Below are 16,367 nucleotides of genomic sequence, written 5' to 3'. Positions count from 1 at the left end.
AATTCATAATTTTTTTATAATGGGTTAAAAGAAACCGGTATCTGAGATCGGAGACCCGCTCAACGACGTCAGCACATCATCTCTATATTGTTCAAACAAAGAATTAGCTTCTGCCCAACCACTGACTAATCCAGAGCCAAGAAGAAGATTAGAGAGATTATCAAAATTTGATGCTCTAGCGACAAAGCCCTGACCAAAATCTCCATCGATCACAGAATTTGTGCCCCATTGAGCTTGAGACCACTTGCTTGCAGCCGACAACAAGGCCACTCGATAAGTATCAAAGCCGTTAGTCGAACGTAAAATAGCCATTGGCAAGTCAGTTTTAGACAATCCATTCTTGACTGCAGAGTTCAAAGTAGACAACTCAGCAGAGGATGGATTTCTATCATAAAGAGTATTGAAAGCTTTTCTTGCAATTGAGTCAATAGACATCTCATCAAAGCTCTCACCATAATACGATTCAACCTGAACAGAGTAGTCATTGAGGATTCGATCAACAAGATCGCGAGATGACAATTCTGAACGCTCATTCCCAACTGATAGGGTCGCCAAATCGCTGGGTTTGATCATCGTATTGGTATAGGCTTGGTAAGCCAATAATGTGAGATTCACGCGTTGATCAGCATCGACAGCATTATCAAAGATCACTGATCCATATAACGGGTTCTCTTGTATAGGCTGAGTAATCCCCGTTAGATCATCAATATTGACACGATTAATTCCTTCAAGATTAAGATATAAATCCTGTGTACTGTTGGCCATATCGTTAGAACTAGATGGATTACCGATGAAATAGTCGCCATCAGAAGCACCTTGACTTAATACCAAACGATCATCAATAACCAAAGCCCCATTTGCAAGTGCACCAGCAAAAGTAGGAGTCGCAGACGACAAACCAGGTTCAATCAATTGATGATTGGTCAAGCTCAACATAAAGGCACCTCCAACCTGATTGACACCTTCCAAAGAAGCCGTCGACATGATGTGACCTTGATGCGAACTATGGTCATGTTCGGAATGGGCTTGCCCCCCAGCCATATCACTATGACCATTCATCTCGCTATGACCATCCATCTTCGACTCGTCAGATTGAGTTGAGCCTGTGGCAATAAAGTGTCCAGAATTAAGTTGAAAAGTAAGCACTTCACTGTGGCCAGATTTCGACTCTGCAGTGACAATGAGATTCTCAATTGCCGATTGAGAATAACTATTAAAACCTGAGGTGATTGAAAGCGACTTAAGGTCATCGAAACAGCATGTTGATGCTGGCGAATATTCAATGTCCGTTAAGATATCAGTATCGGGTAAATAACCTCCCTCAAATTGTCCAGTCTGGTTGAGCAGAGAAACCGACGCTCCGTCAAGAATGCGGATCCTCAGAACACCTTGGTCAACATAAGCAAATGCATAATCATCAAAATTATCTAAATTATAGTCTCCAACACCAACAGCTGTTGAATCACTAGATAGCAGGATAGAACTTGCATCAGCAACATTTTCCCAAGGACGGTAACTATATAGATTTGACCAATCATAGTTAGTCTCTTTAGCCTGCCAACCTATCAGTTCCAAATCGGGAAGTTTCACTTGATTATCCTTATCTGGAGACTTGACAAATCCTGCAGTGATTAAATCTCTCTTTCCATCACCAGTAAAATCACTATTAAAAGCCCAAGGCGACAACGTTGAATCCTCATAAGGCCTAAAAGAAGACAGTAAAACAGCTTCTTGATTCTTCTTCAACGAAGAACCATCATAAATACGAACTTGTCCAGAAGAGCCATTAAATCCACCAAATGACAAGATAATATCCTGAACAAAGTCATTAGTGATATCACCAACTTGGGTTCGCTGAAGTGTATTGCTAAGTTCCGGCTGTAAATCAAGAGTCACTTGTTCAAGTGAATCAGCTTCACGTAAAACAAGACCTTTCTGGTTTAAGCCAAATGATTCGGCAGGAATAATCCAGCTAGAATCAGTGTTTTCAATCACCGAAACAACTTGCATCATCCCAGCATCTTCATGCTCGAGCAAGTGACAATGATGGACATACGTACCAAGAAAGTCTTGATATAACATCCTAATTGTTGTCTCATTATAGCCCGTTGTATACAAATCATCCGATGAATTAGGATTCAGAGCCTCGTCAATCGCAACAAATTCACCGACAAGTGGGTCGAGCTTGTAATTAACTCCTGCACTATCAACATAATTATATCCTGACGAATTAAGTTGAGTGACATCTTCTAAATTACGCTTATCAGGCAACTCGTTATCACTTTGCTTGACTTGATAATCATTAACATGAATATGGAAGGGATGGGATGTGAAGAAACCACCATTCGCAACACTCTTACCGCCCCAATTCCAATTGCGCAGCGACCACTCTTCCATAGTTCCAAGCTGTGCAATCACCAATGGGCCTTGAGGAAAAACATGGTCATTGATGAGGTCAGGGTTGATATAACCGAGCCAGGGATTATCGAGAGATGTTGGAATCAATTCATGCTTGGTGACAGCGAAGTCAGTGCCTGCACGTTTAGCAACTTCTTTTTGAGTGGGGATATCCCATTGATCTTCAGGACCAACTAATTGCAAAATTTGCCAATTGAACTGGCGTTGACGGGTAGGATTCCAATCCTTTTCAAACAAGTTAACGCTGGGGATTGCATCCGAGGAATAGTCTTCACTAGTTGTTTGTGGGCTTATTTCTTGAACATTAATTTGCTGATTTGCCTGTTCAATATAGTTATCTAGAACCTGAGTATTTAGATCCGGGGAATCACTACTAACATTAAACGAAGCAATTGCTCCAGGGCCTGAGTTAGGGTCAGAAAAGTCAGTATTTTCAGTTGAAAGCTCTGCATATTTATCGGGTTGCCAACGTAGATTATTAACACCAAACTCCTGTCCATTTGCATCTTCAAAACCATAGGCACTGATCAATTCTGATTTACCTGCGGGAAGATAGACCAATAGATCGAGTCTTTTTCCAGAAGGCAAAGAAATCAGATTTGAGGCTTGCTTATATGAAGTCGCATTGATAGCATTCTCAGCTTGTTGATAACCTAATACACCCTGACTCGCTTTGCGAATCTGAGGATAAGTATGACCATCTTCACCATAAATATAAAGTGGAAGCTCAACCCAAGAACCATCAGCCTTTTGATGGCGCATTGCTATATTCATATAGTAATTATTGTCTTGATTGCTGAAACTAAACGACTGCCAACCGCCTGATTTGATATCAACCTCTGGTTGATATTCACCATTAATTGTAAACATACTAGCCCGATTAGCAGCCAGCCCCTCTGTGCCAAGGATATTGCCATTCACTGCGGCGAGTTGATAGTCGCCAGATGTTTGATCGATGCCAACCTGCATCGTCTTAATCACACCTAAGTTTCTAGGTACATCTTTAAATGCAGGGATTAAACTTAAGGGATCCCCAACTTGCATAAATCCAGATAAACCGCCATACACTTGTGTATTAACAGCTGGGTGAAAATGGGGGTGATACCAGTAAGAACCTCTGCCATGATCTTCGGGAATATCAATAATGGTTGTCCAATCTTGCCCCGTTGTATATCGACTAACAACGTTATCTCCGAATCCAGTAGGTGTTACATGACCACCATGCATATGAAAATTAGTGCTGTCCATGGCGCCAGCCATCGAGCCGCCATTCAGCCCATAGGAATTATTCTCAACCAGGGACGCCATTTGAGCTTGCATTCCTGTGAGGCCTGCAATACTGATGTTGTTATCAAATTCCAGCTCTAAAGTCTCACCAGGCTTAATCATTAAGACGGGGCCTGGATAGGATGTCCCTTTGCCCTTTAAACCATAGGTATAAAGCATTGATGGATACCAAAGAGGTGGTATTTCCTCGGAGGCTCCACTCATTACCGCCAAATTTTTGAGAAGGGCATTACTATCAAAATCAGATAAGATCGTATCAATCTTCTTGTCGTTACTCCACAGCTCTTCAGGAAAATAATTGTCCTTTTTCAATACCTCCTGATACAGCAAGCCAGACGGCGTGGATGTTTCTGCCCAGAAACCTGTTTGGTTAGCCGCTTGATCGTAACCATAACCTCTATAACCGATATAACTAAGTGCTTCCAAGAGCTCATTATTGGGATAAACACCCCATCCACCCGAAGGTGGAGTACTTGTTATCGATTTCAGATATTGATTGAATATACTACTTTCATCATCCTTGTTTGTTAATTGAGGGACGAGCCAATCAGTAATAAAAGCGCTTACATTTTTAATATCAACCGGATCTGTCGTAATTTCTAGCTGAGCCTTAAGAGAACCGTTACTCGAACCATTTTCGCTGATATAAAATCCATTACTATCCTGTCCGAGGCTATATCCAGATGATAAAAATACATTTGGGATCCCGTCACGGTCGACAGGGTAGAGGGAGCCGATGCGAAACTGACTCACAACTAGAAATCACAGTGAATAATCTAACCGTAGCCAGCATTAATCTTTAATCACTTGATTTAATCATGACTTAAGAAGTTAATAAAGTTAGTTCAAAAACTCTTTTCTTTGAGAACTAGAGATTCTGCTTCTTGAACGAGTACGCAGTGATTGACATGAGAATGAGATTAATCACGACAAGTGCAAGGCCAACATAAAAAATCAAAGGCACAGAAAAGGTTGATATGTATCCAGCGATGAATGTCATTGATACAAATCCAATGCTCAACAAAAAGCTGAATAAGGCCCATGCAGGTCGGACGACATGAGGACCAACAACTTCTGTGAGACGAGCGACGATTAATCCAATGTATGCACCGTTCCAAAAAGCGAAAAGAAATGCTCCAAAATTAACAATAGAAAGTACTCGCGAAAAGACAAATAGACAAGTTCCAAACGTTCCAATCACAACAGAAGCCAGTAGAACTGAATCTGTTGGAATCTTCTTTGGTACTAATCCCGCGATGATGGCACCTAAGGTATACCCAAACCCAACCAAAGCGAATGAATTACTTGCGACTTCAGTTGATACTTTAAAAACTGAAGTGACGTATAATGGCTGATAGGTTAAAATTGAAACTTGGGAGGCACCATAAAGAAGTGTTGTCAGTGCAAATATTTTCAATGCGGGAGACCAGTTAACTGCTCCTGAGACACTTCCACCTCCATTTGCATGATCTTGAGAAGATGATGAAGATGAGTTGTTATCCGTTTGATTAGACAACTTTACTTCTCTCTCTTCTGCTAATCCTCTAGAAATCAACAACCAAATTGGAATTGCAAAAAGTATGGAGAATAGGCCGGTAAAATCCCAAGCTGCAACTGGCGAGCTTTTAACAAAAAGTGGGAGCATCACAGAGTCTAGAAGCGGTGCTATCCCTGCACCTGCAAAAATAATCCCCATCGCCAATCTCTTTTGATCAGGATGTAGTTTTCGTGTGCCGAAACCAGGCAACCCTGTCACTAAGTGTGCACAACCCCAACCAGAAACGAGGCGCCATATCGTATTCCATCCCATGGATGGGAATAACGGTTCAATAAAAAATATGAGAACACAAACAACAAGTGCAATTCGAATCATTCGAAGGGACTGATCCTCACGTTTAATCCTTGTTTGGTGAACACATCCAGCAAGGTATCCCGCTAAATTTAATCCTACAAGTTGTCCAATATTGTCTGAATTAATCCACTTAGCTTCAACCATCATATTGCCAAGAACAGCTAATTCTGTCCTCTGCAGGCCTACCCCGATAGCCAAAGCAGATGAAGCTGCAATCACCCCTAAGTAATCGTAGGAAGGCTCTTTCATTTCGGTCAGATGAGTCATCTCAACAGAATCGATTAATGATCAGGGGTTTTGCATTAGCGATTGAGAAGAAGCAATCCTGTTTTTCAGGATAAGGTCCACTCAAACCCGTACTAAATTTATACAATTAATACCGAATAGATGGCATAGTTTGGGATTTTTTAACCAATGCTTTGCATTCAACCAGGCTTACTAATCACAACTGAAAGCCGAGCACACTTCTCCAGTAAAAACAATACTATAAAATCGTGGACTTATCCAAATTCAGCAGTAAACATTACATATCAAGCTATTTGAATAAATGCAAAAATTAAAGAGTATTTTAATTAAATAATTACTGGCAAATAAAGTCTCGTCATGAAATTATTCTCTATTGTAGTATTACTTTAACAGAAGCCATTAGTGTACCGCATGGCTGCAGGAATAGCACAGCATAGAAAACTTATAAAAAAAGCTTTTTATTTAACACAAATTAAACAAGTTGACTTAAGCAACTGAAGCTGCAGAAGCACCAACGATTTTCATTTGTGCATTACATAAATAATTGGGAGGCAATTATCCTGAAAAACCAAATAAATTATCACTAAAATACAGTCCTATTGTTTTTCACTCCTTTAATTACAAACCTCCAAAGAGCAGCCACCAAAGCAATTGCAATAATACGATTACAATCGACAAAAGAGTAATTAATTTTTATAATTATACATTATATGTAGCCAACCTCTCCTGTCAAAGAAAAAAATTACAATCTCGATTTAGGTTGTGGTCAAGGGCTTCTCGAAAATAAAAAACTTTAATCATATTTGTAACTTATTGCCATAAGCAACTTTTAAGGGATAAAACTTGATATATATTCTTGGAATCAGAAAGATCAGTAAACTAGATTGAATTAAATGAGAATTAGTTTCTCAAGATAAACACTTTTTCCACTAAAGAGCCTGCAACCTGAGCAAATGATCCCTGCTAACTCTGCTGCATTAGATGCACACTAGTTACAATTGCAAGCTTGATTAAAAATCGTCTTTAAATTTTCCTCTAAAATATTATCACTAAGCAACTCCTTTGCATTGCATCGTCAGTAGAAAACCAACAAATAACCTATCATCGAATATATATTTATTAAATATGAGTTCTATGTCTTGGCTTCTATTAAATCTATTATTAATTGCCAGGAAAACCTCTATTTACAAGACAAACAATTACAATGTTAAATATTCAGGCAATTTGACAGATTGAGCGAAGAAGTTGATTGACAGCTAGCAATCAATATGCTTTAATATGATTTTTTATAATACACTATCCGATGAATCTCTTTAATCATTTTCAAAAATACGGATACTGCATTCAAAAAGGACTAGTAGACGTCAAAGAAATATCAAATCTTCTTGATTCGTTTGAAAAATTCAAGATAAGTAATGGTCTCTATTACAGTCAATCAAATCACAATTGGAGAAGAGTGAACCAAGACCTTGATAAATATGGTTTACTAGAAAAATCATTGGAGAATTTTACAGATTTGATATGGTCGCCATTACTTTCTATTAACGGCAAAAATATTCTTTTATCAAATAGGATTGAAGCTTGTCTACAAGAGATTCACGGCAAAACTATAGATTTTTGCATGTGGCAAAATATGTTTTTTGACAAATCAACTGGAACTATTGATCATATAGATACTTGGTACTTGGATACTGACCCAATGGGAAGTTTAATTGCAGCATGGATTGCTCTAGAAGATATCGATGGAAATGGTGGTGAGTTTCACGTATATCCCGGTTCACACCTTAGCGAGTATGTTAAGCCGGATTACTGGAAAAGTCTTGATCATGATGCGTTCATAAAATGGTCAAATGACCTAAGTCAAGAATTCAAGTGTAAGCCTATTCATCTCAAAAAAGGGGATGTATTGTTCTGGCATCCTTCTCTTTTGCATGGTTCATCAAATCAAAGGACAGAAGGACATTCCAGGAAATCATTAACAGCGCATTACTATCCAGTCACTTACAAAAGAGGAGGCCGAGGTAAATCATCTGAGTTCTCATCAAAAGATTATCAGCTCGATGTTTTAAATACAAATAAAAATCTCCGAAGATTCAAATCATCGCCAATTTATGCCAACCGGAATCGAGTCAACATTCAAAGATCATTAGTTGGGCTGGCAAAGTATGCATTGAATTTCAAAAACAATGATTTACTGTTGATGAGCAGGAGCAATTATGAAATCGAAGGTTAGTTTCTTATGTATTCAATTATCTTCGCGATGCATTTTAGATTTAATTTAAATAATTTTTTATTGTTGATTGTAGTAGATTAGTATTAAACGCTATCTGGTCAAATCATCAACGCCATTGCAGAGGTGGTAAAGTTTGACAAAGTCACTTATCTTTAATTATATTTAAATACTCACAGATATGAATCGTATTTGTCAACTATAATTATGGGCCAAAAGCAACGAAAAAAAGAGTCACAAGAACTCAAATCCTGCAAATATCTTTTCTGGTCCACAGATATACAAAATAATATTAGTCTTTGCGCGTTCCAGGGCTTATAGCTATTCATTCTAATCGCAACTTTATTTGATTCAATTTATGCTTACTTTTAAATATTGGTTGCCAATGTAGCAGTCATAGAGACTAAAGATTCTTAGCAAATATATTCGATGATGAAAAATCAATTAAGGTTTTCGGGCTTATGATAGTCTTTTGGAGAATTTAGACTTTTGAACAAATGGATTTTCAATCGTTGAGAATAGTTTTTATGAGTGTAAAGCAGGTAATTCAAGTAGTATAATTTATGAATGACATGAAAGAGTAGATCTACAGAAGGCTTGGTACTCGCTGAAAAAGTACGCAAAAATTCTCTAATTGCTTACTAGCCGAGAACAAAATTATTAGCTTCATATATGTTGCGTGAAAACTTAAAAAAATTAAATGAATATTTACCCCTAAATGCTACCAATCTTTTGCTGGCGTTGCAAAAAAATGAGGATTACAATTATCAAGACAAGCTTCTGATATTTGAGATTTATGGATATAAAATGTATCATATTTACTATGCTGAACTTGTACATAGCCATGGCTATCGAGAAGCAAATCTAAGTCGAGTGGAGGGCACTCAACCGTCATGCATCTAAACCTATACTTGGAGAAATCAAAAGTTTTAAGAGCCTCATATTCAGCTCCTTCAATGTCAAGAGAAAGATAATCTATTACTGCAGGCGCGTTGGCTTCATCTAGTATTGACTCTAAAGTTCTAGTCTTGACCTTTATAATCTTTGCAGACTTTAACTCACCTCCTCTTATGGAGTAGCTGTTATCAAACGCATCCCCTACAATTCCTCCAAGCTCACCATTATCAATACGGAAATCAACAAGAGTTTCATTTGACGAAGTGATTGCGCACTCAAATACCTGACTGGTCCTGTTTTCACGCAGTAGTTTTGTAAAGTAAGGATTCGCATCGATCAAGATGCCTCGCCAACCTAGCTTCTTCTCTAAAAAGAAAGTATTACTAAATCGTTTTGGATGAGCTGCCGCAAGATCCACAAAATATCCATTTCGATGAAGCCCATTTTTGGCGTAATTGAACACATTTTCCAAAACAAATCTGAGCTGACCCTTTTGAGAACGAAGTGGATCATTTTTGGAATCAGGTGAGAAAGTATATTTCTCCATTCGCGAACTGAGGCGATACTTTACCTTTCGCCAGAAGCCAACATTTGCCATTGATAGATCCTATTTAACAGATGAATTGTTTTGTTTGACTTCACTTTCATGCGATTGAAGAGCCCACGCAACAAAAAAGTTACAAAACATTAAAAAATGCGTATTCAGGAAATTTAAAACGGAGAGGGTGGGATTCGAACCCACGAGGGTGTGACCCCTACACGATTTCGAGTCGTGCGCAATCAACCGGACTCTGCCACCTCTCCTTGCGCAATAAGCGCAGCTTCATTGTAGATGCACGCCCTCGTCTGCTCCTCGGGGTGGCACGCGGACCGATTGCAAATCCGATCGGCGCAGAACCTTGATTCGCGGCCCAACCACCACACGCAAGGTGCGCCCATGCGGATCCGCGAGGGCGAGGCTCAAGCCATCACTCTGTAGGCGCTGACCCTGCACCAATGGCAGTCGGCCCTGTTGTTCCGCCTGCAGGGTGTGGGTGATCGCGCTCCAACAGGCCCGCTGCTCCGTCCCAACGGGATCCAGAACGGCCACCCAATCCAAACGCAGATGCCCCATCCCATGACTCAGCCGTCCCGCCTGATGGCAACTGAGAGCATCGCCATGGGTCGCCAGGAGCGCAGCCCTGCCGCGATGACGGAGCAGCAGCCACTGACGCCCCCATTGCTCCACGTGGATCCAACGATCCTGCAACCTCAATCCAGCCTGAACGCACGCCACCACCAGAAGGAACGGCGCCAGGCGCCAACGCCAGCGCCGCAGGGCAGGCAACACCCAGGGCAGACAGGCCGGGAGCAACAACAACAGCAGCCATGACGGCATTCGACCGGTTAACAGCTGGGCCCAGGGCCAGTGACGAATCCACAACACCAACGCGATCAGCACTTCTGCCAGCTGCTGCACAGGCCAGATCAACCCAGGCAACAGCAGTGCTGTGATCGATGCCGGCAGGAGCAACACCATCAAGGCCATCAACATCGACGCCAGGGTGAGTGGTGACAGCAGAGGAGCCGCCAGAAGATTGCTCAGGAGGGCATACAGAGGAACGGCTCCGAAGTGGAACAACTGCAGGGGCAGCGTCCACAACAAGGCCGCCACCGGCACGGCCAGAGGAGGAGCCAAACGCGCGACAAACGACGGGCAGCAGCTGCGCAACTGCTGTTCGATGGGGGCAGCGGAGATCAGCAGACCGGCGGTAGCAGCGGCACTGAGTTGAAAGCCGATCGAGCGTGCCCAGGCCGGATGCACCAAGAGCATCACCACCAGGGTGATCAGCAGAACACCAAGGGGGCGGCTGCGATAACCACGCTCTCGAATCAGTAACGCCGCAGCGCCCATCAGCACCGCGCGCACCACCGAAGCCTGGGCACCCGCCAAGGCCAGAAACAGAACCATGGCCGCCACACCAGCTCCCAACCGAGACGGTGCTGGCCAGCGACGCGTGCAGACCAATGTGGTGCCCAGCAACACGGACAGATGAAAACCTGACGCCGCCAGGGCATGGGATAACCCAGCAACCCGGAACCCGTCACGCAAGCTCTCAGGCAAAGACACCTGAGCACTGCCGAGAACCAGCGCCGCCAGCAGACTGCCTCGCTCTTCACCTGCGATTTCGATGAAACAGCGGGCGATACGGCGGCGTGCATCGGCGAGGGGAGTCGCGTCCTGACGCAACAACCGGATGGCGTCGGTTCGCAGACGACTCCAACACCCCTGAGCAGCCAGTCTCCTGAAGGCATCCGAAAGCAGGGGATGGGCCGATGGCTGGGGCCTCGTCAGCGGTCCGCGAACCTCGATCCAGGCCCCCTCCAGCAAAGGCTGCTCGCAGGCTTCAAGTGTGAGTTCAGAGCGGCCATGACGGATCACGCCATCGATGCGGCTGACCTGCAGCAGCGCACGGCAACGGTGATCCCGAACCGGCGCATCAGCGCGGACGCGACCAGTCAGCTGCACCACTGGCGCAGGACCATCCACAGGGATGAGTTGAGCCGGATCACCGATCTGGGGCCGAGGCACCGAGGCCATCCCGCATCGGCTGCTGGCCAGACCGAGCACCACGGCGAAAGCGAGGAGCTGCTGAGGGGTTCGCGTCCAACGGCGTGCCCAGCCAGCCAACCCCAACGCGAGCACGACTGCCAGCGCAATACCTTGCGCTGGCAGTCGCACCTGAGCCGCCCCCATGCAGGCCAGGAGCAAGAGCAGGGCGCCCGAGACAGCCGGATTCATGCATCACCCGCGCAAGGTGATGCAAGGGTTCCCCGTGGTTCAGGCCGCCGTCGCCGCTTCCCGGTTCAACAGCGGGAAGCCCAAGGCCTCCCGTTCCGCCAGCCAGGCTTCCGCCACCTTGCGAGCCAGGTTGCGGATGCGGCCAATGGTGGCGGTGCGCTCGGTCACTGAAATCACGCCACGGGCCTCCAGCAGGTTGAAGGTGTGACTGCACTTGAGCACGAAGTCCAAGGCCGGTGCCGGCAGGTTCTTATCGATGAGATCCGCCGCTTCCGCTTCATAAATGGCGAACAATTGCTTGAGACGCTCCGGATTGGACGCCTCGAAATTGAAATGGCACTGCCCCTTCTCAAAAGGCAGCCAGATGTCGCCATAACTGCGCTCGCCGTTCCAGCTGAGATCCCAGATGTTCTCAACATCCTGGAGGTACATCGCCAGCCGCTCAAGGCCGTAGGTGATCTCAATGGACACCGGCTTGCAATCCAGACCCCCGCACTGCTGGAAGTAGGTGAACTGGGTCACTTCCATGCCATCCAGCCACACCTCCCAACCCACACCCCAAGCGCCAAGGGTGGGGGACTCCCAGTTGTCTTCGACAAAACGGATGTCGTGATCCGCAGCTCGAATGCCCAACGCTTCAAGAGACGCGAGGTAGGTCTCCTGAATACCGTCAGGTGATGGCTTGATCAGCACTTGATATTGGAAATAGTGCTGCGCCCGGTTGGGATTGTCGCCGTATCGACCGTCGGTGGGACGACGACAGGGCTCGGGATAGGCCACCGCCCAAGGCTCAGGACCGATGGCTCGCAACACCGTGTGCGGGCTCATGGTGCCAGCCCCTTTCTCGGTGTCATAGGGCTGCAACAACAGGCACCCCTGTTCTGACCAGAAACGATTGAGGGTGCTGATGATGTCCTGGAAGTGCATATGTTGGTCTATTCTTGTGATGGTGGGGGTTTAGGGCGGTGAAATCTGTTGATCCCTTGTTGATCCCAGAGCGAAAACCCCAGTAATTACGAGACCTGTTGATCCGTTTGTTGATCCCGCCAGATCAACCGCACTATTTTCCCAAATGACGGGTGGGATCAACGCATTACCACCCTCAAACCAAACGACATCTCTGAAGCAGAACGGCAGAGACACCCAGGAGGACCCTCAATCGCTCTTGCCCCTGGGCGGAGGGCATCTATGTTTGTGGATGTAATCAAGGCGCCTCTGGTCCTCGTAACGGCGCCTATGCGCTGCTGCACGGTCCGCCTTGGAAGGAGGAGGAACATCACTGCCTGCGTACAGCGGATTCTTCAGGGCATCACGCTGCTCTTTGGGAGGCAACGGACAGTTCCATCCAGCACCAGTGAGTTTCCGACGGAAGCGGTCCCAGCGGTACTGATCAGCGATCTGACCGTTCTCCGTCGCCTCAAGGAACTGGAAGAGCGTGTGAGTGCTCTTGCAACGGAAGCAGTGGAACTGATATCCGCCTCTGCTGCTGGATCCATAACGACCTCCTGTTTCACGAAGGCACGCAGTGACCCTCGTCTTCTCATAGGCAGTTTTCTGCTGTGCCGAACAGAAGGGGCAGCGGAAGATGTCATTGACTGACCGACCAGAGTGCTGCTGCTCAAAACCTTGGAGTTGATGGGAGATGTCGCTGATCACACCACGATCAATAACCTCTAACCAGTAACGCCATTTCTGTTCGTCAGTGATTGATTGAGACAACGATAGTTGCCCACCATCCCCAAAGGGATTGGCGTACTTGTTTGTTTCCATTTGTTAACAGCTGTCCAGAAAGTAGTTAGTTTTTGCATAAATAAACTTTGAGTATCTTCGGAATATTGATTCTATAGTTCCTTGAAGAGTTCTAGAGCACAGAGGCACTCAATTCCAGAGACAGAGAACGAACTCAAACAACTTACTCTTCAGTCACACCAACTGATCTAGACCTAAATACAGTTAAGGCAACGGTACAGATTGAATCCAAATGGAATCCAGTAAGGCACCCAAGATGAAACACATTAGTTTTTCCTCCAGTGAGGACTACATCACTGACCTTGAAGAGATGCTCATGAAGTAGCACAGAGTTGGATACTCTGCTCTGCACAAGCGTCTAGCAGTTGAAAAGAGCAATCAGTTACTCAACAGAACGATTTGATCAGCATCAGTCGCTATCCACGCACCTAAAGAACCAACGACCAGATGGTGAGTCAGAAGGTAGTTCGTCCAGTTTACGCATTAAATCCCTGAACACAATGCGATGACAATGATCCTCTTGACCAGAAGGTACAAGATTTAATACACCGCTGTCGGAGATGGCTTGGAGAACATTACTAGGTTCTGCGTACTGTTCAGCAGGGTCATCGTATTCCAATTCCAATAGATCAGGGACACCATCTCCCAAGGCAACCCAGTAACACTTTTCCTTAAAAACACTAGTCATATCCTCATCGCACGTAAGTTCAGAGCGATGGATGTATTGAACAGTTATGCACGTAAATGATTCAAGCAAGTTTGTTGGATGAGTTCGGAAGTATTCAGTTCGGTTCTATGAAGTGCTGCTCTATTCGCCTTGTTTGTCGGGCACTCCAGCACTAGGTACTGGTTATTTATTGACGGTCTGCTGTCGTCACAGCATCAAGCGAGGAAGTCCTTCCCAGTGACGGCAGGCCGTTCCGCCATAAAGCAAATTGCCTCAATGACTCCAGTGAGGCAGTTGAGGCGACACAGCAGGTGATCAGTACCGCTCCAGGCGTCGGACTCAATCAGGTTCTCCAACGCTTCAGCACACTGCATTGCCTCCCAAACGGATCCAAGAGACCCTTCGTTCCTGTTGGATCCAGTGCGCTCTCCTTCTTTCACACGCTCCTTGAAGCAAACCTCCAGGAACGCAACCGCATCGGCAAAGGTCTCGTTCTGCTGAACCTCGGGCAACTTCTTTGCCCTCTTCATGGCGGACAGGTATGCCCGATCTTCAGAGGGAAGAGTGCAGGGAGTCACTTCGGTGTTGGTTGCAGCGGTGATCTGGAACATCTGTTGAGTCAATGAGGTTTGTAAGGGCAGGTAGTTGAAGCAGGTTCAGCAGGAGATCTCTTCCTGTCGCAGATCCACCAGTTGGTCGTAGATCGCACCGAGAGCGTTGAACTCGGAATCCCTGTCGTCGCTGTAGTGGAGGGTTCCCTCGTAGAGCACACCCATCAGGAGTTCTTCAAGGGCGCTGTACTGCTCCTGGTTGATCTGGATGGATTGAGTGGTGGCGGCGGTCATCGGGTTGCCTCCCTCGTTTCGATGCACATACGATAGAACGACATTCTCTGCACGGAGACAGTCGTATACAACTTCAGAGAGAAGCACAGAACCTACGACTTTCTCCGTAAAGAGATGGTAGTATCTCTGCAGGCAGGCGCTGCTCTTGACTACGAGAAGGGTGGTCATCAACGACAGGCAGTAGACCCAGAACAACCTGGGACAAACAAAAATGCAGGTTTTGCAGTAGTTCTGGCGCTTCAGGGTGCGGTTCCCGCCCTAACGACAACCAACTACAGAGAGAGTCGTTGATCTGGCGCAGAGAGTGTCGTACCTTGACCGCATGAAGAAGGCAGCAACACCCACGACAACGACTGAATTCCTAGAGGTCCTGGTTCAGGGGTCAATGGAATCCGTTGACGGTGTTCTCCAGATCTGCAGAACCATCAGCACTGCGAAGGAGACCCTTCCTGAATCGGAGTTCAAGGACCTTCGTGATCGCTGGGGCAAGGGTCAGAAAATCACGTCCAAACTCCTGCAGATCGGTCTTGATGACCGCCTGGAAGGGATCCAGGAACACCTGCCTCCCTCGTACACAACGATCCATCAGGTCCACTGCCTGAACGATGAGGAACTGAAGGAGGCGGTGAACAGCGGCGCACTGCACCCAGGTGTTTCCCAGGGTGTTCTCACACGCTGGTTAAAAGAGTTTCGCTTCGTTGGGACCCAGGAGGCAGTACCAACTGACTTCAGTCCCATAGCGACTGTCCTCGGTCCATCTGCTCTTGATCCAGAGCACCTGGAACGGTTTAAGAGCGACTTGGAAAAGTTGGTCACAACCTACGGGTTCAAGACACAGCACCAGGAGGATCAGTCCACAACCGCCCTGCGCCTGCGAAGGAATAAGGACAGATCCCATGAAATGGTCGGGAAACTGCTCAACGACCTCAAGACCACCTGGAAGGACGCACCCGACAACCTGAAGACGCTCTTCAATCTGCAGTCGCTAGAAGACCTGATCCAAGGTCCTATGTCGGATTTCACTGGATTCCTGAACAGGGTCCGTGGTGGGCGTGATGGGTTCTGGAGTTTGCATGCCCATGACTACATCCACAAGATTGCCCTGGAGTACCTGAAGACCGACTCACGGGGTCAACGCTTCAACTACCGCAGGCGTCTGCGTGAGATCGCTCAACAGCACCCGCACCTTGCCGAGAAGGTGCAGAACACACTGGAGGACTGGTTGAAATACTGATCAAACACTCCGCAATGTGGCGGAATGCGATGGCGAGGAAATCATGTTTTTTAACTATGCAGTGCTCGTTGGTTAAGACAGCAAGCACTGAAGATATGGACATCCAAAGAACACAAACTATATAAATATATTCACGCAATCAACAATAATTATGTAAATC

General features: G+C 45.7%; 9 protein-coding genes and 1 tRNA gene. 2 read left to right on the top strand and 8 right to left on the bottom strand.

Going from position 1 to position 16,367, the window contains the following annotated elements; all coding sequences use genetic code 11:
- Positions 1-24: 24 nt before the first annotated feature.
- Positions 25-4,458: a multicopper oxidase family protein gene (locus tag SynNOUM97013_RS03330; RefSeq protein ID WP_186480767.1), complete on the bottom strand. Its 4,434-nt coding sequence runs from the start codon at positions 4,456-4,458 to the stop codon at positions 25-27.
- 115 nt (positions 4,459-4,573) lie between these two features.
- Positions 4,574-5,824: an MFS transporter gene (locus tag SynNOUM97013_RS03325; protein WP_186480766.1), complete on the bottom strand. Its 1,251-nt coding sequence runs from the start codon at positions 5,822-5,824 to the stop codon at positions 4,574-4,576.
- A gap of 1,282 nt (positions 5,825-7,106) precedes the next feature.
- On the opposite strand from SynNOUM97013_RS03325, the gene SynNOUM97013_RS03320 reads away from it, so the two are divergent.
- Positions 7,107-8,036 carry a phytanoyl-CoA dioxygenase family protein gene (locus SynNOUM97013_RS03320; protein ID WP_186480765.1) on the top strand — a complete coding sequence of 310 codons (930 nt, stop codon included), beginning with the start codon at positions 7,107-7,109 and terminating at the stop codon, positions 8,034-8,036.
- Positions 8,037-8,754: 718 nt separating this feature from the next.
- Here SynNOUM97013_RS03320 and SynNOUM97013_RS03315 read toward each other — a convergent pair.
- The 6 genes from SynNOUM97013_RS03315 to SynNOUM97013_RS03290 form a co-directional block, all read right to left on the bottom strand.
- On the bottom strand, positions 8,755-9,477 hold the full coding sequence (locus tag SynNOUM97013_RS03315; RefSeq protein ID WP_186480764.1) for an FkbM family methyltransferase: 723 nt from the start codon (positions 9,475-9,477) through the stop codon (positions 8,755-8,757).
- A 170-nt stretch (positions 9,478-9,647) separates the two neighbouring features.
- A tRNA-Ser gene (locus SynNOUM97013_RS03310) sits at positions 9,648-9,734 on the bottom strand.
- Positions 9,735-9,753: 19 nt separating this feature from the next.
- Entirely contained in the window at positions 9,754-11,712 is a 1,959-nt protein-coding gene (locus SynNOUM97013_RS03305; protein WP_186480763.1) for a ComEC/Rec2 family competence protein, read from the bottom strand.
- 39 nt (positions 11,713-11,751) lie between these two features.
- Positions 11,752-12,639: a glycine--tRNA ligase subunit alpha gene (gene glyQ / locus SynNOUM97013_RS03300; RefSeq protein WP_186480762.1), complete on the bottom strand. Its 888-nt coding sequence runs from the start codon at positions 12,637-12,639 to the stop codon at positions 11,752-11,754.
- 1,704 nt (positions 12,640-14,343) lie between these two features.
- Positions 14,344-14,739, bottom strand: coding sequence for a hypothetical protein (locus SynNOUM97013_RS03295; protein ID WP_186480761.1), 396 nt, complete (start codon positions 14,737-14,739; stop codon positions 14,344-14,346).
- Positions 14,740-14,784: 45 nt separating this feature from the next.
- Positions 14,785-14,973, bottom strand: a complete 189-nt coding sequence (locus SynNOUM97013_RS03290) for a hypothetical protein (RefSeq protein ID WP_186480760.1) — start codon at positions 14,971-14,973, stop codon at positions 14,785-14,787.
- Between the two features lie 385 nt (positions 14,974-15,358).
- Between SynNOUM97013_RS03290 and SynNOUM97013_RS03285 the strand changes: the two genes are divergently transcribed.
- Entirely contained in the window at positions 15,359-16,207 is an 849-nt protein-coding gene (locus SynNOUM97013_RS03285) for a hypothetical protein (protein WP_186480759.1), read from the top strand.
- Positions 16,208-16,367: the final 160 nt, after the last annotated feature.

Source organism: Synechococcus sp. NOUM97013 (genome assembly GCF_014279815.1).
In the GTDB taxonomy this organism is placed as follows: Bacteria; Cyanobacteriota; Cyanobacteriia; order PCC-6307; family Cyanobiaceae; genus Synechococcus_C.
This window is presented reverse-complemented; position numbering and strand designations above follow the sequence as displayed.

What these genes read in the sequence shown, in the direction of transcription:
- SynNOUM97013_RS03325 (WP_186480766.1), bottom strand. Translation starts at nt 5,824, where the DNA reads ATGACTCATCTGACCGAAATGAAAGAGCCTTCCTACGATTACTTAGGG.
- SynNOUM97013_RS03320 (WP_186480765.1), top strand. Translation starts at nt 7,107, where the DNA reads ATGAATCTCTTTAATCATTTTCAAAAATACGGATACTGCATTCAAAAA.
- SynNOUM97013_RS03315 (WP_186480764.1), bottom strand. Translation starts at nt 9,477, where the DNA reads ATGGAGAAATATACTTTCTCACCTGATTCCAAAAATGATCCACTTCGT.
- SynNOUM97013_RS03305 (WP_186480763.1), bottom strand. Translation starts at nt 11,712, where the DNA reads ATGAATCCGGCTGTCTCGGGCGCCCTGCTCTTGCTCCTGGCCTGCATG.
- glyQ (WP_186480762.1), bottom strand. Translation starts at nt 12,639, where the DNA reads ATGCACTTCCAGGACATCATCAGCACCCTCAATCGTTTCTGGTCAGAA.
- SynNOUM97013_RS03295 (WP_186480761.1), bottom strand. Translation starts at nt 14,739, where the DNA reads ATGTTCCAGATCACCGCTGCAACCAACACCGAAGTGACTCCCTGCACT.
- SynNOUM97013_RS03290 (WP_186480760.1), bottom strand. Translation starts at nt 14,973, where the DNA reads ATGACCGCCGCCACCACTCAATCCATCCAGATCAACCAGGAGCAGTAC.
- SynNOUM97013_RS03285 (WP_186480759.1), top strand. Translation starts at nt 15,359, where the DNA reads ATGGAATCCGTTGACGGTGTTCTCCAGATCTGCAGAACCATCAGCACT.